Source organism: Pseudomonas sp. RGM2987 (assembly GCF_022952855.1).
Taxonomy (GTDB): domain Bacteria; phylum Pseudomonadota; class Gammaproteobacteria; order Pseudomonadales; family Pseudomonadaceae; genus Aquipseudomonas.
The window spans coordinates 39,070-65,320 of record NZ_JALJDX010000213.1 but is presented as its reverse complement, the minus strand read 5'-3'; the positions used below and the strand labels follow the sequence as shown (position 1 = coordinate 65,320).

The following is a 26,251-nucleotide window of genomic DNA, read 5'->3' as shown; positions in this document are numbered from 1 at the left end:
TCATAAGACACACTCGTGGCGAGGGAGCTTGCTCCCGCTGGACTGCGCAGCAGGCCAAAAAACGGGGCCGCTTCGCGCCCCAGCGCAAGCAAGCTCCCTCGCCACAGGTACTGCCGGCAGAGATCAAGGGGTAACCGCCAAGATTGGACTTCCCACACCAGCTCCTTGTCACGCAGCGCGTCGATGCAGGATTGAACGGTCTGGGCTCAGGCACGACTTCGCTGCCCGTACTCCTGAGCACCTGCTTACGGCCTCCAGTGTTGAATCGGTGAAGGGCGCAAGGTGCGCTTGATAGGCTTTTATACCCAATTATGGGGACAGGTATAAATTATAGTCGCGACCATAATTGAGTATAAAAGCCTGTCAAACCAGCTCCCGCCCATCTCCCTGCCGCCGCCGATCCTCCCGCGGGCAGCGCTCGAACCTCGCCCGATAGCTGCGGGTGAAGTACGACGGTGACTCGAACCCGCAGGCGATGCTCACCTCCAGCACGCTCATGTCGGTCTGGCGCAGCAGTTGCCGGGCCTTCTCCAGGCGCAGGCGCAGGTAGAAATTACTCGGGGTGTCGTTCAGGTGCAGGCGGAACAGCCGTTCGAGCTGGCGGCGGGTGACGCCAATGGCCTCGGCCAATTCAAGGGTCGTCAGCGGCGGTTCGCTGTGGGTTTCCATCTCTCCGATGACATGCACCAGCTTCTTGTTGCGAATGCCGTAGCGACTGGCGATTTCCATGCGCTGGTGGTCTTTGCGCGGGCGGATACGACCGAGCACGAATTGCTCGCTGACCTGGATCGCCAAATCGGCACCGTGGGCCTGGCCAATCAGGTCCAGCATCAAGTCAATCGAAGCGGTACCGCCTGCGCAGGTGATCCGCCGACGGTCGATTTCGAACAGTTCCTGGGTTACGCCGAGCTGTGGATAAGACTCCTTGAACGCCTCGATCGCTTCCCAGTGCAACGTGACGCGGTGCCCGTCCAGCAACCCCGCCTCGGCCAGGACCACGCTGCCAGTGTCGATGCCGCCCAGGGTCACGCCTTCGCCGTCCAGCCGATGCAGCCAGCGCTCCAGTGCCGGCGTGGCGAACTTCAGCGGCTCGAACCCCGCCACCACCCAGAGGGTCGCGCCCTTCTTCAATGGCTCCAACGCCGCATCAGCGTTGACCGACATGCCATTGCTCGCCAGCACCGCCCCGCCATCGGCACTCAGCACATGCCAGCGGTACAGCTCGCCGCGAAAGCGATTGGCGACGCGCAACGGCTCGATGGCCGAAATGAAACCGATGGCCGAAAAACCCGGCATCAACAAAAAGTAGAAATCCTGGGACATTAAGCGCACTCGGTTGGCGGGTAGCGTGGGAACTTGATACGCCAGTTGGTCGCTGCAGTGCAAGAGCGCGTCGCCGCAGTGCGCTTTGCCGAAGGCCCGCCTGCGTAATTTGGCATCACCGGCGCGCAGATGCCGGAACCCATAACAATAAGCTGCCGAGGACCCCGTCATGAAACGATTGATCAGTTCCTGCGTTCTTGCTTTGTGCGGTACCACCGTTCTGAATGGCGCCGTCCTGGCGGCCGAGCCCGCCGCGTGCCAGAACGTGCGCCTGGGCGTGGTCAACTGGACCGACGTCATCGCCACCAGCGCCCTGACCCAGGTGATGCTCGATGGCCTCGGCTACAAGACCAAACAGACCAGCGCCTCCCAGCAAATCATCTTCGCCGGCATTCGTGACCAGCGCCTGGACCTGTTCCTGGGCTACTGGAACCCGCTGATGACCCAGACCATCACCCCGTTCGTCGAGGCCAAGCAGGTGAAGGTGCTGGAACAGCCAAGCCTCAAGGACGCCCGCGCCACCCTGGCAGTACCGACCTACCTGGCCGACAAGGGCCTGAAGACCTTCGCCGACATTGCGAAATTCGAGAAAGAACTGGGCGGCAAGATCTACGGCATCGAACCGGGCTCCGGCGCCAACACCCAGATCAAGGCAATGATCGCCAAGAACCAGTTCGGCCTGGGCAAATTCCAACTGGTGGAATCCAGCGAGGCTGGCATGCTCGCCGCCGTCGACCGTGCCGTGCGCCGCAAGGAGGCCGTGGTGTTCTTCGGCTGGGCGCCGCACCCGATGAACGTCAACGTGCAGATGACCTACCTCACCGGCAGTGAAGATGCCCTCGGCCCGAACGAAGGCATGGCCACCGTGTGGACCGTCACCGCGCCGGACTATGCCAGCCAGTGCCCGAACATCGGTCGACTCCTGAGCAACCTGACCTTCACCGCCGAGGACGAGAGCCGGATGATGCAGCCGCTGCTCGATCACAAGGACCCCCTCGAGTCGGCCCGGCAATGGCTCAAGGACCATCCACAAGACAAGCAACGCTGGCTCGAAGGCGTCACCACCTTCGATGGCAAGCCGGCCGCCGACAACCTCAAGCTCACCAGCAACTGACCGAACGCTCTCCATCTGCGCAGCGCCCAGCGACTGCGCAATGACTCAACACGCCTGAAGGAAGCCGCACCATGAACCACGACGTCATCATCACCTGCGCACTCACCGGTGCTGGCGACACGACCGCCAAGAGTCCTCACGTCCCGGTCACCCCGAAACAGATCGCCGAGGCCGCCGTCGAAGCCGCCAAGGCCGGAGCCACCGTGGTCCACTGCCACGTCCGCGACCCGCAGACCGGCAAGTTCAGCCGCGACGTGGCGCTGTACCGCGAAGTGATGGAACGCATTCGTGAGGCCGACGTGGACATCATCGTCAACCTCACCGCCGGCATGGGCGGCGATCTTGAAATCGGGCCCGGCGAACGGCCGATGGAGTTCGGCCCCAATACCGACCTGGTCGGCCCGCTGACCCGCCTGGCCCATGTCGAACAACTGCTGCCGGAAATCTGCACCCTGGATTGCGGCACCCTGAACTTCGGCGACGGCGACACCATTTACGTCTCGACCCCGGCGCAACTGCGGGCCGGCGCCAAGCGCATCACCGAACTGGGGGTGAAAGCCGAGCTGGAAATCTTCGACACCGGGCACCTGTGGTTTGCCAAGCAGATGATCAAGGAAGGCCTGTTGGACAACCCGTTGTTCCAGCTCTGCCTGGGCATCCCATGGGGCGCGCCGGCCGACACCACCACAATGAAGGCCATGGTCGACAACCTGCCAGCCGATGCGGTGTGGGCCGGGTTCGGCATCGGCCGCATGCAAATGCCGATGGCGGCCCAGGCCGTGCTGCTGGGCGGCAACGTACGGGTCGGGCTGGAAGACAACCTGTGGCTGGACAAAGGCGTGCTCGCCACCAACGGCCAACTGGTGGAACGCGCCAGCGAAATCCTCAGCCGCCTCGGGGCGCGGGTACTCACACCGGCTGAAGGTCGCAAGAAGATGGGCCTGACCCAGCGCGGTTAAACCGAACTTGCCATGGGATCTGCTGTGAATGCAGGTCTTATGACCACCCAAGATCAAGTGGGAGCGGGCTTGCTCGCGAAGGCGATATTTCTTTCCCAGCAAATCTGTTGGATGTACCGGCCTCTTCGCGAGCAAGCCCGCTCCCACATTCAGTTCATCGAACACTTCAGGAAACCACCATGCGCTTTATCACCGACATCAAGACCTTCGCCGCCCTGGGCAGCGGTGTAATCGGCAGCGGCTGGGTCAGCCGCGCCCTGGCCCATGGGCTGGACGTCGTGGCCTGGGATCCGGCGCCGGGCGCTGAAGCGGCGCTGCGCAAGCGTGTTGCCAACGCCTGGGGCGCGCTGGAGCAGCAAGGCCTGGCGCCCGGCGCCTCCCAGGATCGGCTGCGCTTCGTCGCCACCATCGAAGAATGCGTGCGCGACGCCGACTTCATCCAGGAGAGCGCCCCCGAGCGCCTGGAGTTGAAACTCCAGCTGCACAGCCAGATCAGCGCCGCCGCCAAGCCGGACGCATTGATCGGTTCCAGCACCTCAGGGCTGCTGCCGAGCGAGTTCTACGAAGGTTCCACCCACCCGGAGCGCTGCGTGGTCGGGCACCCGTTCAACCCGGTCTACCTGTTGCCCCTGGTCGAAGTCGTGGGCGGCCAAAACACCGCGCCCGAAGCGGTGCAAGCGGCGATGCAGGTGTACCAATCCCTCGGCATGCGACCCCTGCACGTGCGCAAGGAAGTGCCCGGGTTCATCGCCGATCGTCTGCTCGAGGCGCTGTGGCGTGAAGCGTTGCACCTGGTCAACGACGGCGTGGCGACCACCGGCGAAATCGACGATGCCATTCGCTTTGGCGCCGGGTTGCGCTGGTCGTTCATGGGCACCTTCCTGACCTACACCCTGGCCGGTGGCGACGCCGGCATGCGCCACTTCATGGCCCAGTTCGGCCCGGCGCTGCAACTGCCGTGGACCTATTTGCCGGCGCCGGAACTGACCGAGAAGCTGATCGATGACGTGGTGGATGGGACCCGCGCACAGCTGGGCAATCACAGCATCTCGGCATTGGAGCGCTACCGTGACGATTGCCTGCTGGCGGTGTTGGAGGCGGTGAAGGCCACCAAGGTCAGGCATGGCATGGCCTTCACTGACTAAACGCTATCCCTGTGGCGAGGGAGCTTGCTCCCGCTCGACCGCGAAGCGGTCGCAAAACCAGCTGACGCGATATTTCTGATACACCGCGATATCAGGCTTTGGGGGGCTTCGCCCCCAGCGGGAGCAAGCTCCCTCGCCACAAACGTGTACACCTGCGCCCACCTGCGGAGTTCCAGCATGCCCACCCTCACCACCTACCAAACCCACATCCGCCCCGAATGGGTCGATTACAACGGCCATCTGCGCGATGCCTATTACCTGCTGATTTTCAGCTACGCCACCGACGCGCTGATGGACATGCTCTGCTTGGACAGCCAGAACCGCGACGCCAACGGCCATTCGCTGTTCACCCTCGAACTGCACCTCAACTACCTGCACGAAGTGAAGGTGGACGTCGAGGTGCAAGTGCACACGCAAATCATCGGCCACGATGCCAAGCGCCTGCATCTCTACCACAGCCTGCACCTGGCCGGCGGCGACAAAGAGCTGGCGGGCAACGAGCAGATGCTCCTGCATGTCGACCTGGCCGGCCCGCGCGCAGCGCCCTTCACCGAGCGGACCCTGGGCAAGCTCCAAACCCTGCTGGATGAACAATCCGACCTGCCCACCCCGGTGTACATCGGCCGGGTCATCGCCCTGCCGCCCGCCCGATAACAGCCCAGGAGACCGTCATGAACACCGCCGCCGCCTTTGCCGATTTCCGCCGCTATCCCCTGATATCTGCCCTTAGCGTGGTAACGCCGTTGGCGGATCGGGTGCAGGTCACCTGGGCCGACGGTCGGGTCAGCCCCTTCCATCACGCGTGGCTGCGGGACAACTGCCCGTGCCCCCAGTGCGTCTACAGCGTCACCCGTGAGCAGGTGCTGGAAATTGTCGACGTCCCCGCAGACCTGGCACCCGACGTGACGCGCATCGACAGCGAAGGCTGCCTGTGCGTGGACTGGCAGGACGGTCACCAGAGTCGTTTCGATCCAGGCTGGTTGCGCGCCCACGCGTACGACGATCAGTCCCGGGCAGAGCGCCTGGCGGGGAAGCCTCGGCGCCAGCTCTGGCGGCACGATTTGCCCATACCCGTGTTCGACTACCCGGCATTGATGAACGACAGCGATGCCCTGCTGCAATGGCTGCTGGCAGTGCGCGACATCGGCCTGACCCAGGTACGTGGCGTGCCCACCGAGCCCGGTTCGCTGAAATCGATTGCCCAGCGGATCTCTTTCATTCGCGAGAGTAACTTCGGCGTGCTGTTCAATGTGCAATCCAAGGCCGACGCCGACAGCAATGCCTACACCGCCTTCAACCTGCCGCTGCACAGCGACTTGCCGACCCGGGAGTTGCAGCCGGGCTTGCAGTTCCTGCATTGTCTGGTCAATGACGCTGATGGCGGCGAGAGCATTTTCGTCGATGGTTTCGCCATTGCCGAAACCCTGCGCCAGGAAGATCCCGACGCTTTCGCTGCGCTGTGCGAGATCCCGGTGGAGTTTCGTAACAAGGACCGCCACAGCGACTACCGCTGCCTGGCGCCGATCATCGCGCTGGACACCCTCGGGCAGGTATCGGAAATTCGCATGGCGAACTTCCTGCGCGGGCCGTTCGACACCTCGGTCGAGCAGATGCCCAGGCTTTATCAGGCCTATCGCCGCTTCATCGCCCTGACCCGCGAACCACGGTTTCGCGTCATGCAACGCTTGGAGCCCGGCCAGCTCTGGTGCTTCGACAACCGCCGCACGCTGCACGCCCGCAACGCCTTCGACCCGGCCACCGGGGCGCGGCATTTCCAAGGGTGTTATGTGGATCGGGATGAGTTGTTGTCGCGGATTCTGGTGTTGCGACGCTAGACCGCGTTACGGCGATTCGCGAGCAAGCCCGCTCCCACAGGGGTACGCGTTCCAATGTGGGAGCGGGCTTGCCCGCGAAAGCGATCTCCCGGGCAACACCAGTGACACCTGATTCAAGCAGGCAAAAAAATCCCCGGTCAAGCCGTGACAGGACCGGGGCAGGGTGCGTTACTGGAGGAGCTGTCGCGCGAGGGTGACCAAACCATCGTGATTCAGCTTGAGGCCAGTGTGCCCAGTCCCGGCTTGTGCGAGTTAACCGAAAACGACCTGTTCATAGGTATCCGTGCCATTGCGACAGTTTGCCCTTGCCGCCGCTTCGGGTGGCTACCAGAATCGAGGCACGACCCCAATCCCGGAACAAGGAAAAGCGTCATGATGCACGCCGATTTGATCGACCAGGAAGACCTGTTGGGCCAGCTCAAGGCCCTGGGCCTCCAGATCCCCAGCGGCTCCAGCGCCGAGCAGGCCTGCGAGTGCGCCGTGCGTGGCCTGGACAAGGCCCGCGCCAATGAATTGCGGCGGATGGTCAAGGACATGTACACCAGCAGCGCCACCATCCTGCCGGCCGTGCGCCAGGCGATCGATAAGCAGCTGTTGCCGGCGTTGGCGGATTACCAGCAGAACCACAGCGCCTGACCCTGTGGCGAGGGCGCTTGCTCGCGCTCGGCCGCGAAGCGGTCGCAAAACCAGCTGGCGCGATATTGCTGGAACACCGCGATATCAGGATTTGGGGGGCTCCGCCCCCAGCGGGAGCAAGCTCCCTCGCCACAAAAGCCTCGGTTCAGAGCCTTACACTGGCAAACGTCGACTCATTACGCGCCTGGCTCAGCGCCGACAGCGGGCCGGACAACGGCGACAGCACCAGCGCCTGTGGCAACGGCATCATCGCCACTTGTTGCGTGGTGTTGGAGCCTACACGTTCGTCACGCGGTGGAATGCCGAAGTATTCGCGGTAGCACTTGGAGAAGTGCGGCGTGGAGACGAATCCGCACACCGACGCCACCTCGATGATCGACATCGGCGTCTGCTTGAGCAACTGCCGCGCACGAATCAGACGCAGCTTGAGGTAATAGCGCGACGGCGAGCAGTGCAGGTATTTCTGGAACAGCCGCTCCAGCTGACGCCGGGACACGGCGACGTACACCGCAAGTTCGTCGAGGTCGATCGGCTCTTCCAGGTTGGCTTCCATCAGCGCGACGATTTCCTGCAACTTCGGCTGGTTGGTGCCAAGCATGTGCTTGAGCGGCACGCGCTGGTGATCCTGCTCGTTGCGGATACGCTCATAGACAAACATTTCGGAAATGGCCGCCGACAGTTCGCGACCGTGATCACGGCTGATCAGGTGCAGCATCATGTCCAGCGGCGCGGTGCCGCCGGAGCTGGTGAAACGGTTGCGATCGAGGGTGAACAGCCGGGTGCTCATCGACACCCGTGGGAAAGCTTCCTGCATCGCCGCCAGGCATTCCCAATGCACGCTGCAATCGAAGCCGTCCAGCAGGCCGGCGCACGCCAGGGCCCAACTGCCGGTGCAAACCGCGCCAAGGCGCCGGGACTGACGGGCCTGGCCTTGCAGCCATGACACGTGCTCGCGGGTAACGGTGCGCTGGATGCCGATGCCGCCACAGACGATGACCGTGTCCAGGGGCGGCGCTTTGTGCATGGAGGCGTCCGGGGTGATCTGCAGACCGTCACTGGCCCAGACCTGGCCGCCATCGACAGTGAGGGTGGTCCAGCGATACAACTCGCGACCGGACAACTGGTTGGCCATGCGCAGCGGTTCTACCGCGGACGCCAGGGAAATCAGCGTGAAATTGTCCAGCAGCAAAAAGCCGATGGATTGAGGCGCACGGTTCTGGGGTTGGGCCCCGGAGTTGGACGTCGTCATCGCGGTATCTCCTCACACAAAGCGGGTGATGGCCTCAGGCGGAGGCTCTTGTTATGGCCATCGTTCTCTTGTGAGAGATGGGCTTTTTCGGGATAGAGCAATTGCCGTGCCTAAAATTGAATGCGTATTCAATAAATCCTGAAAACGACATCGCACCCCCTCTAGACAAGGCGCGGATCCGGTACGGTTTATCGGCACTATTCGTGGCGGCTGGCGGCTGTCACAGCGGGCTGTGAGCAGTTCGGTAGCACTTGTGGGAACTGGGCTGCGCCGCTTGCGCAACCGGTATCACCACAGTGCGGGTGACGGACGGTCGAGCGCCGTTCAGCGGCGGTCCCGACAGCTGGCGTCTTGTCTGTTAGCGACGCGCTAAAAGGTGGCGTATTTTCGTCTTGCTGCTCAATTTACGAGCGATTTGCGGATCACTATCAGGACCGGCGACAAGCCTTCCTGTGGCGAGGGAGCTTGCTCCCGCTCGACCGCGAAGCGAGCGCAAACAGGCCCTCGGGATACTTCTGCAATTTTGGGGGCGCTTCGCACCCCAGCGGGAGCAAGCTCCCCCGCCACAGGGGCACCATGTCCCCAGTCCAAACAGGGCAGGTGCCGGGTGTTGTCAGCACTCCACTGCACTCACCGCCAACCCGCCGCGCGAGGTCTCCTTATATTTGTCATGCATGTCGGCACCGGTATCGCGCATGGTCCGGATTACCCGGTCCAGGGAGATAAAGTGCTGGCCGTCACCGCGCAGGGCCATTTGTGCGGCATTGATGGCTTTCACCGCGGCAATCGCGTTGCGCTCGATGCACGGCACCTGCACCAGGCCGCCCACCGGGTCGCAGGTCAGGCCGAGGTTGTGCTCCAGGCCGATTTCCGCTGCGTTGCACAGTTGCTCCGGCGTGGCGCCAAGGATTTCAGCCAGGCCCGCCGCCGCCATGGCGCAGGCCGAACCGACTTCGCCCTGGCAACCGACTTCGGCACCGGAGATCGACGCATTCTTCTTGCACAGGATCCCGACCGCCGCCGCACCGAGGAAGTAGTCCACCACGTTGGCATCGGTTACTGCTTCGCTGAATTTCATGAAGTAATGCAACACCGCCGGAATGATCCCCGCCGCGCCATTGGTCGGCGCCGTGACCATGCGCCCGCCAGCGGCGTTTTCCTCGTTGACCGCCAGGGCGAACAGGTTGACCCACTCCATGGCGCTGAGGGTCGAGCCGATGACATTGGGTTTGTTCAGCTCTTGCAGGCTGCGGTGCAACTTGGCCGCGCGCCGCCGCACATTCAGACCGCCAGGCAGGATGCCCTCGTGCTTGAGGCCATGCTCGACGCAATCCTGCATGGCCCGCCAGAGTTTCATCAGGCCGCTGCGGATCTCCTCTTCCGAACGCCAGACCTTCTCGTTGGCCATCATCAATTCGGCCACTCGCAGGTTATGGGTGCGGCACAGTTGGAGCAGTTCTTCAGCGCTGGAAAAATCGTAGGGCAGCTCGGTGGAATCCAGGTCGACGACACCGCTGCTGGCCTGGGCCTGATCGACGACGAAACCGCCGCCGACTGAATAATAGGTGTCACGGTGCAACTCGCCGCTGTCGCCTTCGGCCACCAGCGTCATCGCGTTGGGGTGGAACGGCAGGTTTTCATCGATCAGGCGCATGTCCTGGGACCATATGAACGGCACCGGCAGGCGACCGTCCAGCAGCAGCGTCTGGGTTTCGCGCAACAAGGCGATGCGCGGGCCGATCTGCGACGGGTCGATCGCATCCGGCCACTCCCCCATCAACCCCATGATCACCGCGTTGTCGCTGCCGTGGCCAATGCCGGTGGCCGACAATGAGCCGTACAGCTGCACCTCGACCCGACGCACATCGTGCAGCAAGGCCTTGGCCCGTAGCGCTTCGACGAACAGCGCTGCCGCGCGCATCGGCCCCACGGTGTGAGAGCTGGACGGGCCGATACCGATTTTAAACAGGTCGAATACGCTGATTGCCATTGCCTAGAACCTCCAGAACGGGCACATGCGGGCGCGGAAGCGCCCGCTGACGGAGCTGCTACGCTCAACGCCGGGATGGCCGCATCATCCGGCTTTTACCCTGGTGTCCGACGTCTGACACCGACGCAATCATGCCCGCCAACGCCGTGGGGCTTTTGCCCCGGTTTTGCGGCGTTTTTCCAGGGGTCAGAAGCCTGCGCAGAGCGGAAAAAATCTGTAAACGACGTCACCGACACTGGATGCGACCCTCCCTGTACTGGATACGACTATCCCTGTAGGCGTCAGATTTGCACTGGTACATGATCAGTTACGGCTCGTTTGCAAGGCCGCGTGTCAGAGAGTGCCCACGCGCCACCAACCGCAATACCAATAAGCGCGCGGTTGTCCTGCCCGGACACTGCCGATAAAACACCAGGAGTCTACCCATGAAAGGTTCCAAGCCATTGTTGTTGGCCGCCATGCTGAGTCTTCCGATGCTGGCCAACGCTGCAGAACCCCCGCAATGCAGCACCGTCAACTTCTCTGACGTCGGCTGGACCGACATCACCGTGACAACCGCCACCACCAGCGTGGTACTCGATGCGTTGGGCTACAAGACCAAGACCACGATGATTTCCGTGCCGGTGACCTACAAGTCCCTGGCCGATGGCAAGAACATGGACGTGTTCCTCGGCAACTGGATGCCGACCATGGAAAACGACATCAAGGCTTATCGTGATGCCGGCACCGTGGAAACCGTGCGCACCAACCTCAAGGGTGCCAAGTACACCCTCGCCGTACCTCAAGGTCTCTATGACAAAGGCCTGCATGACTTCGCCGACATCCCCAAATTCAAGAAAGAACTGGACGGCAAGATCTACGGCATCGAGCCAGGTAACGATGGCAACCGCCTGATCCAGAGCATGATCGACAAGAACGCCTTCGGTCTGAAGGACGCAGGCTTTAAAGTCGTCGAGTCGAGTGAAGCGGGCATGCTTTCTCAGGTCGATCGTGCCTCGAAACGCGGCACCGATGTGGTGTTCCTGGGCTGGGCGCCACACCCGATGAACACTCGCTTCAAGATCCAGTACCTGACCGGTGGCGACGACTTCTTCGGTCCGGACTTCGGCGCTGCCACCGTGGCGACCAACACCCGCAAGGGCTACAGCCAGGAATGCAGCAACGTTGGCCAACTGCTGAAGAATCTTGAGTTCACCGTCGACATGGAAAGCTCGCTGATGGGCAACGTCCTCGACGACAAGATGAAGCCTGAAGCCGCCGCCAAGGCCTGGCTGCAAAAGAACCCACAGGTGCTCGATACCTGGCTCGCTGGCGTGACCACCATTGACGGTAAACCTGGCCTGGAGGCCGTGAAAGCCAAGCTCGCGAAGTAACTGCTTATGTTAGGCCGGGCGGGCTCGCTCGCCCGGGCTGTTAATCCCTTGCATGCGGACGTTCACTACCATGCTCATTGATCAGAAAATACCCTTAGGCCAGTACATCGCCGGCTTCGTTGAATGGTTGACGCAAAACGGCGCCAGCACCTTCGACGCCATCGCGCTGTTCCTGGAAACGATGATTCACGGCGTGACGTTTGCGCTGACCTGGTTCAATCCCCTGGCCCTGATTGGCCTCATCGCCCTGCTGGCGCATTTCATCCAGCGTAAATGGGGCCTGACCGTATTCGTCATCGCGTCTTTCCTGCTGATCCTCAACCTGGGTTACTGGCAGGAAACCATGGAAACCCTCGCCCAGGTGATGTTCGCCACTCTGGTCTGCGTACTGATTGGCGTGCCGCTGGGCATTGTTGCCGCGCACAAGCCGATGTTCTACACCCTGATGCGGCCGGTGCTCGATCTGATGCAGACCGTACCGACCTTCGTCTACCTCATTCCTACCCTGACCCTGTTCGGGCTGGGCGTAGTCCCGGGCCTGATCTCCACGGTGGTGTTCGCGATTGCCGCGCCCATCCGCCTGACTTACCTGGGTATCTGCGACGTTCCGGAAGAATTGCTCGACGCCGGCAAAGCCTTCGGCTGCTCCCGTCGCCAGCTCCTCTCGCGTATCGAACTGCCCCATGCGATGCCGAGCATCGCGGCCGGTGTCACCCAGTGCATCATGCTGTCGTTGTCGATGGTGGTGATCGCCGCGCTGGTGGGTGCCGATGGCCTGGGCAAACCCGTGGTCAACGCACTGAACACCGCCGATATCGCCCTGGGCTTCGAAGCTGGCCTGGCGATCGTATTGCTGGCGATCATGCTCGACCGAATCTGCAAACAACCCGACGCTAAAGTAGGGGGTGACGCATGAGCATCATTCGTTTCGAAGACGTCGATGTTATTTTCTCCAACCGCCCCAAGGCCGCGCTGGACCTGCTGGACAAGGGTCTTTCACGCCCCGAGATCCTGCAGCAGACCGGCCTGATCGTTGGCGTGGAGAAAGCCAGCCTGTCCGTCGAGAAGGGTGAGATCTGCGTCCTGATGGGCCTTTCCGGCTCAGGCAAATCCAGCCTGCTGCGCTGCATCAACGGCTTGAACACCGTCAGTCGTGGCAAGTTGTTCGTCGAGCACGAAGGGCGGCAGATCGACATCGCCTCTTGCTCCCCTGCTGAACTGAAGATGATGCGCACCAAGCGCATCGCCATGGTGTTCCAGAAGTTCGCCCTGATGCCTTGGCTGACCGTGCGCGAGAACATCAGCTTCGGCCTGGAAATGCAGGGCCGTCCCGAGAAGGAACGGCGCAAGCTGGTGGATGAAAAACTCGAGCTGGTGGGCCTGACCCAGTGGCGCAACAAGAAACCCGACGAGTTGTCCGGCGGTATGCAGCAGCGGGTCGGCCTGGCCCGCGCCCTGGCGATGGACGCCGACATCCTGTTGATGGACGAACCGTTCTCGGCCCTCGACCCTTTGATCCGCCAGGGTTTGCAGGACGAATTGCTGGAACTGCAACGCAAACTGCAAAAGACCATCGTGTTCGTCAGCCATGACCTGGACGAAGCCCTGAAACTGGGCAGCCGGATCGCGATCATGAAGGACGGCAAGATCATCCAGTACAGCAAGCCGGAAGAGATCGTGCTGAACCCGGCGGACGACTATGTGCGTACCTTCGTCGCCCATACCAACCCGCTCAACGTACTCTGCGGTCGCAGCCTGATGCGCACCCTGGACAACTGCAAGCGCATCAACGGTTCGGTGTGCCTGGACCCGGGCGGCGACTCCTGGCTCGACCTGGCCGAAGGCAACACCATCAAGGGCGCCCGGCAGAACGGTGCGGTACTGGACCTGCAAAACTGGGCGCCAGGCCAAGCTGTCGAAGAGCTGGGCCGTCGCCCGACCCTGGTGGACTCCAACATCGGCATGCGCGACGCCTTGCAGATCCGCTACCAGACCGGCAACAAACTGGTGCTCCACGACAACCAGAAAGTCGTCGGGATCCTCGGCGACAGCGAGCTGTACCACGCGCTGCTCGGCAAGAACCTGGGCTGAGCCAGCACAAACAAAAACGCCGCGAGAGATCGCGGCGTTTTTGTTTATGCGGGTTTCAGACAAGGAGCCCTGGAATACCGACCGTGGCGAGGGAGCTTGCTCCCGCTCGGCTGCGCAACAGTCGCAAACTCGGCTCACTTGGTCCCTCTGAAGAAACCCGGGGGCTGCTACGCAGCCCAGCGGGAGCAAGCTCCCTCGCCACACAAGCTTCCTTGCCCCAACAGTGTCTACTGCTGTTGATCCGGCTGCATCAGCCGCTCACGAAACCGCTGCCAATCACGGGTCTCCAGCGCCGCCTGCTCCTGCTACCCGACCAATCGATCAGTAGGCAGCCGACCGGCGGGTGTTATAAAGACATCCGACAAGCCCTCGCCCCCTGTGAAGCCTGGGGCCGGGGCCGTTGGATGTCCGGTTTCTGCGCCATTTACGCGTAGGAAATTTCTGCAAATCGCGACGAATTGTCGCAGAGCTTATTCTTTTGTTGATTGAACGTTCAATCAAAACAAAATAGACTGGCCCACGCATCGACAGACGAACTCGCCTGCCGGTTGGCCTAAGGAGATGCGCTAGATGCCCAAGGTCGGTATGCAACCCATACGCCGCCAGCAATTGATCGAAGCCACGCTGCAAGCGGTCGATCAGGTCGGCATGGGGGACGCCAGCATTGCGCTGATCGCCCGTTTGGCCGGTGTCTCGAACGGCATCATCAGTCACTACTTTCAGGACAAGAATGGCCTGATCGCGGCCACGGCCCAGTACCTGATGACTGTCCTGAGCGAGAACGTCACCGCGCGCCGCCAGGCGCTGGAGGACAGCAGCCCGCGGGCGCACCTCCAGGTGATCATCGAAGGCAACTTCGACGCCAGCCAGGTCAACGGCCCGGCAATGAAAACCTGGCTGGCCTTCTGGGCCACCAGCATGCATCACTCGTCATTGCACAGGTTGCAGCGGATCAACGATCACCGTCTGTATTCCAACTTGTGTTGCCAGTTCCGCCGCGTATTGCCCGCCGATGAGGCGCGTAGCGCGGCACGGGGCCTGGCCGCTCTGATTGACGGTTTGTGGCTGCGCGGGGCGCTGTCGGGAGACGCGTTCGACACCGCCCAGGCACACCGGATCGCTTACGAATACATGGATTTCCAATTGGCCAAGGCAGGAGCGCCAGAGCACACAGAACCGCTCGGCTCCTGAACCGTCACCGACCCGCGTAGTCAGCTGTAGTGGACACGTCCGGTGGCGCAGCCAACCACTCATGCACTTGCGAGGACTTTATGGCCCGTTTCGAACTGCAAAAACTCTACATCGATGGCGCGTACAGCGATGCCAGCGGCGACGCCACTTTCGAAGCCATCAACCCTGCCAACGGTGAGGTTCTCGCCCTGGTGCAGCGTGCCACCAAGGAAGACGTCGAGCGCGCCGTGATCAGCGCCGAAAAAGGCCAGAAAGTCTGGGCGGCCATGACCGCCATGCAGCGCTCGCGCATCCTGCGCCGCGCCGTGGACATTCTGCGCGAGCGCAACGATGAACTGGCCGCCCTGGAGACGCTGGACACCGGCAAGGCCTACTCCGAAACCCGCTACGTCGACATCGTCACCGGCGCCGACGTGCTCGAATACTACGCCGGCCTGGTGCCCGCCATCGAAGGCGAGCAAATCCCGCTGCGCGACACCTCGTTTGTCTACACTCGCCGCGAGCCCCTGGGCGTGGTGGCCGGCATCGGCGCGTGGAACTACCCGATCCAGATCGCCCTGTGGAAATCCGCACCGGCCCTGGCCGCCGGTAACGCGATGATCTTCAAGCCGAGCGAAGTCACCTCGCTGACCACCCTGAAGCTGGCCGAGATCTACACCGAAGCCGGCGTCCCGGCGGGCGTGTTCAACGTGCTGACCGGCAGCGGCCGTGAAGTCGGCACCTGGCTGACCGAGCACCCACGCATCGAGAAAGTCTCCTTCACCGGCGGCACCGACACCGGCAAGAAAGTCATGGCCAGCGCCTCGAGCTCTTCGCTCAAGGACGTGACCATGGAATTGGGCGGCAAGTCGCCGTTGATCATCTGCGACGACGCCGACCTGGACCGCGCCGCCGACACTGCGATGATGGCCAACTTCTACAGCTCCGGTCAGGTCTGCACCAACGGCACCCGCGTGTTCGTGCCCAGACACCTCAAGGCCGCGCTCGAAGCCAAGATCGCCGAACGCGTGGCGCGCATCCGCATCGGCAATCCGGAGGACGAGAACACCAACTTCGGCCCGCTGGTGAGCTTCGCCCACATGGAAAGCGTGTTGGGCTACATCGAGAAAGGCAAGGCCGAGGGCGCGCGCCTGCTGTGCGGCGGCGCGCGCCTGACCGACGGCGAGTTCGCCAAGGGTGCGTTCGTTGCGCCGACTGTGTTCACCGATTGCACTGACGAGATGACTATCGTGCGTGAAGAAATCTTCGGTCCGGTGATGAGCATCCTCAGCTATGACACCGAGGAAGAAGTCATCCGCCGCGCCAACGACACCGACTTCGGCCTGGCCGCCGGCGTCGTGACCCGCGACCTGAACCGCGCCCACCGCATCATCCATCAACTGGAAGCCGGTATCTGCTGGATCAACGCCTGGGGCGAGTCCGACGCGAAGATGCCGGTCGGTGGCTACAAGCAATCGGGCGTGGGCCGCGAGAACGGGATCAGCTCGCTGAACAACTTCACACGCATCAAATCGGTACAGGTCGAGCTGGGCGATTACGCCTCGGTGTTCTGATCTGACCCGGAGCCAGGGGCTTTTGTGGCGAGGGAGCTTGCTCCCGCCGGGCTGCGAAGCGGCCCCTCGCTTCAGGGCTCATCGCTATCCAGACAGAACCCGGTCGCTTGAGTTGCGACTGCTGCGCAGCCGAACGGGGATAAATCCCCTCGCCACAGGGAAGGTGGCACTCGCCGACCGCGACCTGAACCCAATCAAAAGAGGGTGCATTTCATGTCCCAAGAATTCGATTACATCATCATCGGTGCCGGCTCGGCCGGTAACACCCTGGCGGCCCGTCTGACCGAAGACGAAGGCGTCACCGTCCTGCTGCTCGAAGCCGGCGGTCCGGACTATCGCCTGGATTTTCGCACGCAAATGCCGGCCGCCCTGGCGTTCCCGCTGCAAGGCCGACGCTATAACTGGGCCTATGAAACCGACCCCGAGCCGCATATGAACGGCCGCCGCATGGAATGCGGTCGCGGCAAGGGCCTGGGCGGCTCTTCGTTGATCAACGGCATGTGCTACATCCGCGGCAACGCCCTGGATTACGACAACTGGGCCAAGCTACCGGGCCTGGAAGACTGGAGCTACCTGGACTGCCTGCCGTACTTTCGCAAGGCGGAAACCCGTGACATCGGCCCCAACGACTACCACGGCGGCGAAGGTCCGGTCAGCGTGACCACGCCCAAGCCCGGTAACAACCCGCTATTCCATGCGATGGTCGAGGCCGGCGTGCAGGCCGGTTATCCGCGTACCGAGGACCTCAACGGCTACCAGCAGGAAGGCTTCGGCCCGATGGACCGCACCGTGACGCCGAACGGCCGTCGCGCCAGTACCGCCCGTGGTTATCTGGACGTCGCCAAGAAGCGCTCGACCCTGACCATCATCACCCATGCCCTGACCGACAAGATCCTGTTCGAAGGCAAGCGCGCGGTAGGCGTGCGTTACCTGGTGGGCGCCGCTGAAGAGCGGGTCGAAGCCCGCGCCCGCAAGGAAGTACTGCTGTGCTCCGGCGCCATCGCTTCGCCGCAGATCCTGCAACGCTCCGGCGTCGGCCCGGCGCCATTGCTCAAGAGCCTCGACATTCCGGTGGTCCATGACCTGCCGGGCGTCGGTGAGAATCTGCAGGATCACCTCGAACTGTATCTGCAATACGCCTGCACCCAACCGGTTTCGCTGTACCCGTCGCTGCTCTGGTACAACCAGCCGGCCATCGGTGCCGAGTGGCTGTTCAACGGCACCGGCATCGGCGCCAGCAACCAGTTCGAGGCCGGCGGCTTCATCCGCACCCGCCCGGAGTTCGATTGGCCGAACATCCAGTACCACTTCCTGCCGGTGGCAATTAACTACAACGGCAGCAACGGTGTGAAGGAACATGGCTTCCAGGCGCACATGGGTTCCATGCGTTCACCCAGCCGTGGCCGGATCCAGGCCAGGTCCAAGGACCCGCGCCAGCACCCGAGCATCCTGTTCAACTACATGGCCACCGAGCAGGACTGGCAGGAGTTTCGCGATGGCATCCGCCTGACCCGCGAGATCATGCAACAGCCGGCGCTCGACCCGTTCCGTGGCCGCGAGATCAGTCCGGGCATCGAGGTGCAGACCGACGCGCAACTGGACCAGTTCATCCGCGAACACGCCGAAACTGCGTTCCACCCCTCCTGCTCGTGCAAGATGGGCACCGACGACATGGCAGTGGTCGACGCAGAAGGCCGCGTGCATGGCATGCAAGGTCTGCGCGTGGTGGATGCCTCGATCATGCCGATCATCACCACCGGTAACCTGAACGCGCCAACGATCATGATCGCCGAGAAAATCGCCGACAAGATCCGCGGCCGCCAGCCCCTGCCCCGCAGCACCGCGCCGTACTACGTGGCCGGCGACGCGCCGGTACGCGGCAAGCCACTGCGCGAAGTCGGGCCTACCGCGCAGTAACGGCTACCGCCATCGCGAGCAGGCTCGCTCCCACAGAGGATCCCCGGCGGATGCAGATTTTGTGTCCGACACCGATCAAACTGTGGGAGCGGGCTTGCTCGCGAAGAGGCCGGCATATCCAACATCTCCATCGACTGTCACACCGCCTTCGCGAGCAAGCCCGCTCCCACAGGACCCCCGGCGGACACAAATCTTGTGACCACTCAGGCCCCAGTGTGGGAGCGAGCCTGCTCGCGATAGCGTCCCCCCTGACATCCACAATCCCTTGATCCCTCTCCCCGCCCAGGCCTACTCTAGAGCCGCCGCGTCACTGCGCCGCACCTCGCTGCACCGCCACTCCAGACAAGGAGGTTCCATGTTCGACTTCTCCCCCCAGCTCAAGCAGCGCTTTGCTGCCTTGCGCACGGGCGCTGAGTTTTTTTCCCTGCGTTACGTGCGCGAATCCGGCCAGCATTTGTCGGTGCGCAAGAATGTCGCCGAGCCGCCCAGCCTGAACCGTGACGAAGGCGCGATGCTCACCGCGCGGGTCAACGGTGTCGAGGCCTATGCCTCCACCAACGACCTGTCCCAGGCCGGCCTGCAAGCCGCGCTGGACCGCGCCGAGCAACAAGCCCGCCGGCTCAAGCCCCACGCCTTGCTCGACCTGCGCGAGCAGCCGGTGTCCAGCGACCGCGCCGACTACTTTTCACCGTTTTTCGACCAGGCTTTCCCGGCCCTGGGCGATTGCTACCAACTGCTCGGCGACGAATCGGCCGCCGTGCCGGCAGACGAGCGCCTGGTGAATTGGCAAGTGAGTATCGGCCTGACCCAGGTCGAGCAGATTTACCTCAACAGCGCCGGCGCCGAACTGCGCCAGGCCCAGCGCTTCATCTACCCGGCCCTGGACGTCACCGCGTTCGACGGTCACGACAGCCAGACCCGCACCCTGGGCCGCGAGAACTTCGGCCAGCAAGGCGGCTTCGACGTGATCCAGCGCTGCGGCCTGATCGGCGCCGGGCCGAAGATCGCCGACCAGGCCCTGCAACTGTTGATGGCGCCCAACACCCCACAAGGCCCTCGGGACTTGCTGCTGATGCCCGACCAGATGATGTTGCAGATCCACGAATCCATCGGCCATCCGCTGGAGCTGGACCGCATCCTGGGGGACGAGCGCAACTACGCCGGCACCAGCTTCGTCAAGACCGCCGATTTTGGTCACCTGCAATACGGCTCCAGCCTGTTGAACGTGACCTTCGACCCGGACATTCCCGAGGAGCTGGCAAGCTACAGCCATGACGATGACGGCACCGCCGCCAGCAAACAGTTCCTGATCCGCGAAGGCCTGCTGCTGCGTCCATTGGGCGGTGCGCTGTCGCAATTCCGTGCCGGCCTCAGCGGCGTCGCCAACAGTCGCGCCTGCGGCTGGAACCGCCCGCCCATCGACCGCATGGCGAACCTGAACATCGAGCCCGGCGACCAGACCCTGGCGCAACTGATCCAAGGCATCGAGCATGGCGTGCTGATGCGCACCAACCGCTCCTGGTCGATCGACGATGCCCGCAACAAATTCCAGTTCGGCTGCGAATGGGGCCAGTTGATTGAAAACGGCGAGCTCAAGGGCGTGGTGAAGAACCCCAACTACCGGGGCATTTCCGCGCAGTTCTGGAAGAGCCTGCGCGCGGTCGGCGATGCCAGCACCTCGCAGGTCCTGGGCACGCCGAATTGCGGCAAAGGCGAACCGAACCAGGTCATCCGCGTCGGCCATGCGTCGCCGGCCTGTGTGTTCAGCAACGTTGATGTGTTTGGGGGAGACGCCTGATGAGCACTTTCAATAATCAGGCCGAGGCGTTCAAGAGCCTGGTCGACTGGTTGCGCAACGCGCTACGCCAATCCGAACAATTCACCCTCGGCTACGCCGCCGAATCCTCGGCCTTCGTACGCTTCAATCACGCCAAGGTGCGCCAGGCCGGACAGGTGCAACAGGCCAATGTCAGTTTCAAATTGATCGACGACGGCCGCCACGCCGACCTGCAGATCACCTTGTCCGGCGAGCCCGCAACCGACCTGCAACGTCTCGCCGATGGCCTGCAACAGCTGCGCGAAACCTTGCCGCTGCTGCCCCGCGATCCGTACCTGCTGCTCAACCATAATCATTGGCAGAGCAACAACGTGCAGGCACATCCATTGCCGGAAACCGAGCAAGCCGTCGCCGAGATCACCCGCGCCGCCGAGGGCCTGGACCTGGTCGGTTTCTACGCCGCCGGCCCCATCAGCCGGGGTTTTGCCAGCTCGTCCGGGGCGTTCGGCTGGCATCAGGCCAACAGCTTCAACTTCGACTTCAGCCTGTTCCATGAAAACGGCCAGGCGGTGAAAGCCAGCTACGCCGGCCACCAGTGGAGCAGCGAAGGCTTCGCCCGGCGCTTCGAGCAGGCCCGCCAGCAACTGGAATTCTTGGGTCGACCGTTGCGTACCTTGCCGCCCGGCGAGTACCGCGCCTACCTGGCGCCGGCCGCGCTGGAAGAGATCATGGGCATGCTCAGTTGGGGCGGATTCTCCGCCCGGGCGATCGCCAGCAAGCAGAGCCCCTTGCAGAAGTTCTACGCAGGCGAAGCCCACTTCAGCCCCAACGTGTGGCTGACAGAGCAGGTCAGCGGCTCCTTGAGCCCGGCGTTTTCCGACGAAGGTTATCCCCGCGATGACCTGGGGCTGATCGCCAAGGGCATGGCCAATGCGCAATTGGTCAACTCCCGCAGCGCCGCCGAATACGGCCTCGCCGCCAACGGTGCGAGCAGCTACGAATACCCCACGGCGCTGGACATGCAGGGCGGGCAACTGGAGCAGAAATACATCCTTGAACAACTCGACACCGGGCTGTACATCAGCAACCTCTGGTACCTGAACTACTCGGACCAACCCGCCGCACGCCTGACCGGCATGACCCGCTTCGCCACGTTCTGGGTCGAGAACGGCCAGATCGTCGCGCCGGTCAGCACCATGCGTTTCGACGACAGCGTCTACAGCCTGCTCGGCTCGCAGCTCGAAGGCCTGACCCGGGAGCGGGAACTTCTGCTCTCGGCCAGCACCTACAGCCAACGGGCCACGGCCTCGATGCTGCTACCGGGAGCGCTGGTGAAGCGGTTGACGTTGACGCTGTAACACCTCCTGTGGCGAGGGAGCTTGCTCCCGCTGGGCTGCGAAGCGGCCCTAAAATCCGCCAGCGCGGTGAGTCTGAATGATCCGCCGCCGGCTTACGACTGCTTCGCAGCCGAGCGGGAGCAAGCTCCCTCGCCACAAAAACATCACCGCCCGATCAATACGCATACAAGAGGTCCCATGCCCAACCGCGCACCGCTCGACGCCGTCACCGCCCGCTGGCTCCCCTGGGTGGTGGCGATCGCGTTCTTCATGCAGTCCCTGGACGGCACCATCCTCAACACTGCACTGCCGGCCATGGCCACTGACCTGGCGGAAAACCCGCTGCGCATGCAAGGGGTGATCATCGCCTACATGCTCACCGTGGCCCTGCTGATTCCGGCGTCGGGCTGGGTTGCCGACCGCTTCGGCACCAAGAAGATTTTCTTCGGCGCGATCCTGTTGTTCAGTTTCGGCTCGCTGCTGTGCGCCTTGTCGAGTTCGCTGACCATGCTGGTCGGTGCGCGGGTCATCCAGGGCCTGGGCGGTGCGCTGATGCTGCCGGTGGGCCGGCTGGTGGTGCTGCGGGCCTACCCGCGCTCGGAGCTGGTGCGGATCATGGGTTTCATCACCATTCCCGGCCTGCTCGGTCCGTTGATCGGCCCGACCATGGGCGGCTGGATGGTCGAGTACCTGACCTGGCACTGGATCTTCCTGATCAACCTGCCGGTGGGCGTGATCGGTTGCTATGCGGTGTGGAAATTCATCCCCGACCTGCGCGGCAGCGAACGCACGCGGTTCGACGGGCTGGGCTTTGTGCTGTTCGGCGCGGCGATGGTGTTGATCACCATCGCCATGGAAGGCCTGGGTGAACTGCACTTGCCGCACCTGCGGGTGATGTTGCTGCTGTTCGGCGGCATGGCCTGCCTGGCGGCTTACTGGCTGCGGGCCGGGCACGTCGAGAACGCGCTGTTCCCGCCGTCGCTGTTCAAGACCCGGACCTTCGCCGTGGGGATCCTCGGCAACCTGTTCGCGCGCCTGGGCAGCGGCGCCCTGCCGTTCCTGGTGCCGCTGCTGCTGCAAGTGGCCCTGGGTTACTCACCGTCCCAGGCCGGGATGAGCATGCTGCCGCTGGCGGCTGCGGCGATGGTCGCCAAGTCGGTCGCCCGGCCGCTGATCGAACGCCTCGGCTATCGCATCGTCCTGACCGGCAACACCCTGGCCCTGGGCATCATGCTGGCGAGCATGGGCCTGGTCAGCGAGCAGACGCCGTACTGGTTGCTGCTGGCGCAACTGGCGGTGCTGGGGGCGATCAACTCGCTGCAATTCACGGCGATGAACACCGTGACCCTGATCGACCTCGACGATGCCAGCGCCAGCAGCGGCAACAGCCTGCTTTCAGTGGTGGCGCAACTGTCCCTGAGCCTCGGCGTGGCCTGTGCCGGCGCCCTGCTTGGCGGTTTTACGAGCCAGGTGGGCAATGACGGGGTCGACACTGTGCTGGGGGCCTTTCAGCTGACCTTCGTGACGGTGGGCATCATGGCGATGCTGGCGGCGACGATTTTTTCCCAACTGTCCAAACAGGATGGGCGGCGGCAGAAACGTCACGATGAGCATATCGAGCACTGAGACCATCTGATAACCCTGTTTAGTCCGGGACAGGATGAACACCCGTGGCGAGGGAGCTTGCTCCCGCTCGGCTGCGAAGCAGTCGTTATTTGCGCTCTCCGCTGATTCAGGTACACCGCGTTGGCCGGTTTGGGGTCGCTTCGCGACCCAGCGGGAGCAAGCTCCCTCGCCACAGAAGCCGGCGTGCTCCTGAAACGGGCAGAGAGCCCCCGGACACCACTGCTCGTCCAGAACTTTCGAAGAAAGTGGCACGAGGCTGCTACACTGCGCGACATTTTGTTTTGCAGGCCCGTACCGTGACCACCATCGCCACCGCTTTTAATACTTTGCCGCTGTCCGCCGCCATGCTGGCTAACCTCGAATCACTCGGTTATGCCCAGATGACGCCGATCCAGGCGCAAAGCTTGCCGGTGATTCTCAAGGGCATGGACCTGATCGCCCAGGCCAAGACCGGCAGCGGCAAGACCGCCGCGTTCGGCATTGGCCTGCTGAACCCGATCAACCCGCGCTTCTTCGGCTGCCAGGCGCTGGTGATGTGCCCGACCCGCGAGCTGGCCGACCAGGTCGCCAAGGAAATCCGTCGCCTGGCCCGCGCCGAAGACAACATCAAGGTCCTGACCCTGTGCGGCGGCGTGTCGTTCGGTCCGCAGATCGCCTCCCTGGAACACGGCGCCCACATCATCGTCGGCACGCCGGGACGCATCCAGCAGCACCTGCGCAAGGGCTCGCTGGTGCTCGACGGGCTCAACACGCTGATCCTCGACGAAGCCGACCGCATGCTCGACATGGGCTTCTACGACGCCATCGAAGACATCATCCAGCAGACCCCGGAACGCCGCCAGACGCTCCTGTTCTCCGCCACTTACCCGGTGGGCATCAAGCAACTGTCCTCCAAGTTCATGCGCGACCCGCAGCAAGTGAAGGCCGAGGCGTTCCACTCCGACGCGCAGATCGAGCAGCGCTTCTACGAGATCTCCCCCGAGGAACGCATGGACGCCGTGGTCAAGGTGCTCGCGCATTTCCGTCCGGCCTCCTGCGTAGCCTTCTGCTTCACCAAGCAGCAGGTCCAGGAAACCGTCGATCACCTGACATCCAAAGGCATCTCTGCCGTCGGCCTGCATGGCGACCTGGAACAGCGCGACCGTGACCAGGTGCTTGCGATGTTCGCCAACCGCAGCACCTCGGTGCTGGTGGCCACCGACGTCGCGGCCCGTGGCCTGGACATCGATGCGCTGGACATGGTGATCAACGTCGAGCTGGCCCGGGATTCGGAAATCCACATCCATCGCGTCGGCCGCACCGGCCGCGCCGGGGAAAAAGGCATCGCCATCAGCCTGGTGGCGCCGTCCGAAGCCCACCGCGCCCAGGCCATCGAGCAATTGCAGAAGGCGCCGTTGAACTGGGACCAGCTGGATAACCTCAAGCCCCAGGGCGGCGGCCCGTTGCTGCCGGCCATGAGCACCCTGTGCATCGCCGCCGGGCGCAAGGACAAGGTCCGCCCCGGCGACATACTCGGCGCCCTGACCGGCGAGGCCGGTATCCCCGGCGCCCAGGTCGGCAAGATCGCGATCTTCGACTTCCAGGCCTACGTGGCCGTGGAACGCGGCATCGCCAAGCAGGCGCTGCAACGCCTGAACGACGGCAAGATCAAGGGCCGCTCGTTGCGGGTGCGGATCCTCTGATTGTTATTGATTCACCCTGTGGCGAGGGAGCTTGCTCCCGCTGGGGTGCGCAGCAGCCCTGAAAGCCATGAATGTGGTGTTTCAGACAGTTCGTGTTCGTTGGCTTTGCGACCGCTTCGCGCTCGAGCGGGAGCAAGCTCCCTCGCCACAAGAGCAAATTTCTGACAGGCCCCAGACATTCAGAGGACACCGTTTTGCGCTCTACCGAAGTCGTGATCATTGGCGCTGGCGCCGCGGGGTTGATGTGTGCGCTGACCGCCGCCGGGCGCGGGCGGCAGGTGATGTTGCTGGACCACGCCAACAAGGCCGGCAAGAAAATCCTCATGTCCGGCGGTGGGCGCTGCAATTTCACCAATATGTACACCGAGCCTGGCAATTTCCTTTCGCAAAACCCGCACTTCTGCAAATCGGCCCTGGCCCGCTATACCCAATGGGATTTCATCGCCCTGGTGGCCAAGCACGGCGTTGCGTATCACGAGAAAAAACTCGGCCAGTTGTTCTGCGATAACAAATCCAGCGACATCCTCGGCATGCTTCTGGACGAATGCGAGCAGGCCGGCGTCAACCTGCACCTGGACACCTCGATCAACCAGATCGAAAAGACCGACAGCGGCTATCTGCTGCAAACCACCCTTGGGGCCGTCACTTGTCAATCGCTGGTGATCGCCACCGGCGGGCTGTCGATCCCGACCCTCGGGGCAACCGGTTTCGGCTATCAGGTGGCCAAGCAGTTCGGTCATCAGTTGCTGCCTACCCGCGCGGGGCTGGTGCCGTTCACCATCACCGATCAGCTCAAGGCGTTGTGCACCGAACTCTCCGGCACGTCGGTGGACTGCCTGGTGAGCTGCAACGAGCAGAGTTTTCGCGAGAACATCCTGTTTACCCACCGCGGTCTGAGCGGCCCGGCGATCCTGCAGATTTCGTCGTTCTGGGAACCCGGGGATACGGTGCAGATCAACCTGCTGCCCGATCACGACGTGCCGCAATGGCTGCAACAGCAACAAGCCGAACGCCCCAACAGTGAACTGAAAACCCTGCTGGGGGAGCTGTTCACCAAGAAGATGGCCAACCTGTTGGCCGACACGTGGTTCGTCTCCAAGCCGATGAAGCAATATACCCACGCCGAGCTGGCGGACATCGCCGAGAAGCTGGCGAGCTGGAACCTCGTCCCGGCCGGCACCGAGGGCTACCGCACCGCCGAAGTCACCCTGGGCGGCGTCGACACCCGGGAAGTCTCGTCCAAGACCATGGAGTCGCTGAAAAGCCCTGGCCTGTACTTCATCGGTGAAGTGCTGGACGTCACCGGGCACCTGGGCGGGTTCAACTTCCAGTGGGCCTGGGCGTCGGGTTATGCCGCCGCGCAATACGTCTGACACAACACACATCAAATGTGGGAGCGGGCTTGCTCCGGGCGGCGATCCGACGAATGCGGTGAGTCAGTCAATTCGATGCT

At 63.0% G+C, this 26,251-nt stretch carries 20 protein-coding genes; 17 read left to right on the top strand and 3 right to left on the bottom strand.

What is annotated here, in order from left to right; all coding sequences use genetic code 11:
• Window positions 1–363 precede the first annotated feature (363 nt).
• Entirely contained in the window at window positions 364–1,323 is a 960-nt protein-coding gene (locus tag RGM2987_RS20415; protein ID WP_245144634.1) for a GlxA family transcriptional regulator, read from the bottom strand.
• Window positions 1,324–1,492: 169 nt separating this feature from the next.
• Here RGM2987_RS20415 and RGM2987_RS20410 point away from each other — a divergent pair, with 169 nt between their 5' ends.
• The 6 genes from RGM2987_RS20410 (at window position 1,493) to RGM2987_RS20385 (ending at window position 7,012) form a co-directional block, all read left to right on the top strand.
• The gene (locus RGM2987_RS20410) at window positions 1,493–2,437 is read left to right on the top strand and encodes a choline ABC transporter substrate-binding protein (RefSeq protein ID WP_245144633.1); all 945 of its coding nucleotides are present in this window, start codon (window positions 1,493–1,495) and stop codon (window positions 2,435–2,437) included.
• Between the two features lie 71 nt (window positions 2,438–2,508).
• The gene (locus tag RGM2987_RS20405) at window positions 2,509–3,396 is read left to right on the top strand and encodes a 3-keto-5-aminohexanoate cleavage protein (RefSeq protein WP_245144632.1); all 888 of its coding nucleotides are present in this window, start codon (window positions 2,509–2,511) and stop codon (window positions 3,394–3,396) included.
• Window positions 3,397–3,575: 179 nt separating this feature from the next.
• Window positions 3,576–4,541 carry an L-carnitine dehydrogenase gene (locus RGM2987_RS20400; protein ID WP_245144631.1) on the top strand — a complete coding sequence of 322 codons (966 nt, stop codon included), beginning with the start codon at window positions 3,576–3,578 and terminating at the stop codon, window positions 4,539–4,541.
• Window positions 4,542–4,718: 177 nt separating this feature from the next.
• Window positions 4,719–5,195: a thioesterase family protein gene (locus RGM2987_RS20395; protein ID WP_245144630.1), complete on the top strand. Its 477-nt coding sequence runs from the start codon at window positions 4,719–4,721 to the stop codon at window positions 5,193–5,195.
• 17 nt (window positions 5,196–5,212) lie between these two features.
• On the top strand, window positions 5,213–6,376 hold the full coding sequence (locus RGM2987_RS20390) for a gamma-butyrobetaine dioxygenase (RefSeq protein WP_245144629.1): 1,164 nt from the start codon (window positions 5,213–5,215) through the stop codon (window positions 6,374–6,376).
• 372 nt (window positions 6,377–6,748) lie between these two features.
• Complete coding sequence (locus RGM2987_RS20385; RefSeq protein WP_245144628.1) at window positions 6,749–7,012, top strand: hypothetical protein; 264 nt, start codon at window positions 6,749–6,751, stop codon at window positions 7,010–7,012.
• 145 nt (window positions 7,013–7,157) lie between these two features.
• Here the strand turns inward: RGM2987_RS20385 and RGM2987_RS20380 are convergent, their stop codons facing one another.
• Both RGM2987_RS20380 and RGM2987_RS20375 read right to left on the bottom strand, forming a co-directional pair.
• A complete protein-coding gene (locus RGM2987_RS20380) occupies window positions 7,158–8,261 on the bottom strand; it encodes a GlxA family transcriptional regulator (protein ID WP_042731607.1) in 1,104 nt (367 codons plus the stop codon).
• 613 nt (window positions 8,262–8,874) lie between these two features.
• Window positions 8,875–10,251 (bottom strand): L-serine ammonia-lyase, encoded by a 1,377-nt coding sequence (locus RGM2987_RS20375; protein ID WP_245144627.1) that lies wholly within the window; start codon window positions 10,249–10,251, stop codon window positions 8,875–8,877.
• A 425-nt stretch (window positions 10,252–10,676) separates the two neighbouring features.
• Here RGM2987_RS20375 and RGM2987_RS20370 point away from each other — a divergent pair, with 425 nt between their 5' ends.
• The 11 genes from RGM2987_RS20370 (at window position 10,677) to RGM2987_RS20320 (ending at window position 26,171) form a co-directional block, all read left to right on the top strand.
• Window positions 10,677–11,624: a choline ABC transporter substrate-binding protein gene (locus RGM2987_RS20370; RefSeq protein ID WP_245144626.1), complete on the top strand. Its 948-nt coding sequence runs from the start codon at window positions 10,677–10,679 to the stop codon at window positions 11,622–11,624.
• Window positions 11,625–11,694: 70 nt separating this feature from the next.
• Window positions 11,695–12,540: a choline ABC transporter permease subunit gene (gene choW / locus RGM2987_RS20365; protein WP_245144625.1), complete on the top strand. Its 846-nt coding sequence runs from the start codon at window positions 11,695–11,697 to the stop codon at window positions 12,538–12,540.
• A complete protein-coding gene (gene choV, locus RGM2987_RS20360; RefSeq protein WP_245144624.1) occupies window positions 12,537–13,715 on the top strand; it encodes a choline ABC transporter ATP-binding protein in 1,179 nt (392 codons plus the stop codon). Before choW ends, choV begins: the two co-directional genes overlap by 4 nt.
• A gap of 570 nt (window positions 13,716–14,285) precedes the next feature.
• The gene (gene betI, locus RGM2987_RS20355; RefSeq protein ID WP_245144623.1) at window positions 14,286–14,906 is read left to right on the top strand and encodes a transcriptional regulator BetI; all 621 of its coding nucleotides are present in this window, start codon (window positions 14,286–14,288) and stop codon (window positions 14,904–14,906) included.
• A gap of 80 nt (window positions 14,907–14,986) precedes the next feature.
• Window positions 14,987–16,459 carry a betaine-aldehyde dehydrogenase gene (betB, locus tag RGM2987_RS20350; RefSeq protein WP_245144622.1) on the top strand — a complete coding sequence of 491 codons (1,473 nt, stop codon included), beginning with the start codon at window positions 14,987–14,989 and terminating at the stop codon, window positions 16,457–16,459.
• 213 nt (window positions 16,460–16,672) lie between these two features.
• On the top strand, window positions 16,673–18,376 hold the full coding sequence (gene betA, locus RGM2987_RS20345; protein ID WP_245144621.1) for a choline dehydrogenase: 1,704 nt from the start codon (window positions 16,673–16,675) through the stop codon (window positions 18,374–18,376).
• A gap of 355 nt (window positions 18,377–18,731) precedes the next feature.
• Window positions 18,732–20,174 carry a TldD/PmbA family protein gene (locus tag RGM2987_RS20340; protein ID WP_245144620.1) on the top strand — a complete coding sequence of 481 codons (1,443 nt, stop codon included), beginning with the start codon at window positions 18,732–18,734 and terminating at the stop codon, window positions 20,172–20,174.
• Window positions 20,174–21,511, top strand: coding sequence for a TldD/PmbA family protein (locus RGM2987_RS20335; protein WP_245144619.1), 1,338 nt, complete (start codon window positions 20,174–20,176; stop codon window positions 21,509–21,511). Before RGM2987_RS20340 ends, RGM2987_RS20335 begins: the two co-directional genes overlap by 1 nt.
• A 177-nt stretch (window positions 21,512–21,688) precedes the next feature.
• The gene (gene mdtD, locus RGM2987_RS20330) at window positions 21,689–23,116 is read left to right on the top strand and encodes a multidrug transporter subunit MdtD (protein WP_245144618.1); all 1,428 of its coding nucleotides are present in this window, start codon (window positions 21,689–21,691) and stop codon (window positions 23,114–23,116) included.
• 344 nt (window positions 23,117–23,460) lie between these two features.
• The gene (gene dbpA, locus RGM2987_RS20325; protein ID WP_245144667.1) at window positions 23,461–24,798 is read left to right on the top strand and encodes an ATP-dependent RNA helicase DbpA; all 1,338 of its coding nucleotides are present in this window, start codon (window positions 23,461–23,463) and stop codon (window positions 24,796–24,798) included.
• A 194-nt stretch (window positions 24,799–24,992) separates the two neighbouring features.
• Window positions 24,993–26,171 (top strand): NAD(P)/FAD-dependent oxidoreductase, encoded by a 1,179-nt coding sequence (locus RGM2987_RS20320; protein WP_245144617.1) that lies wholly within the window; start codon window positions 24,993–24,995, stop codon window positions 26,169–26,171.
• The last annotated feature ends 80 nt before the right edge of the window (window positions 26,172–26,251 follow it).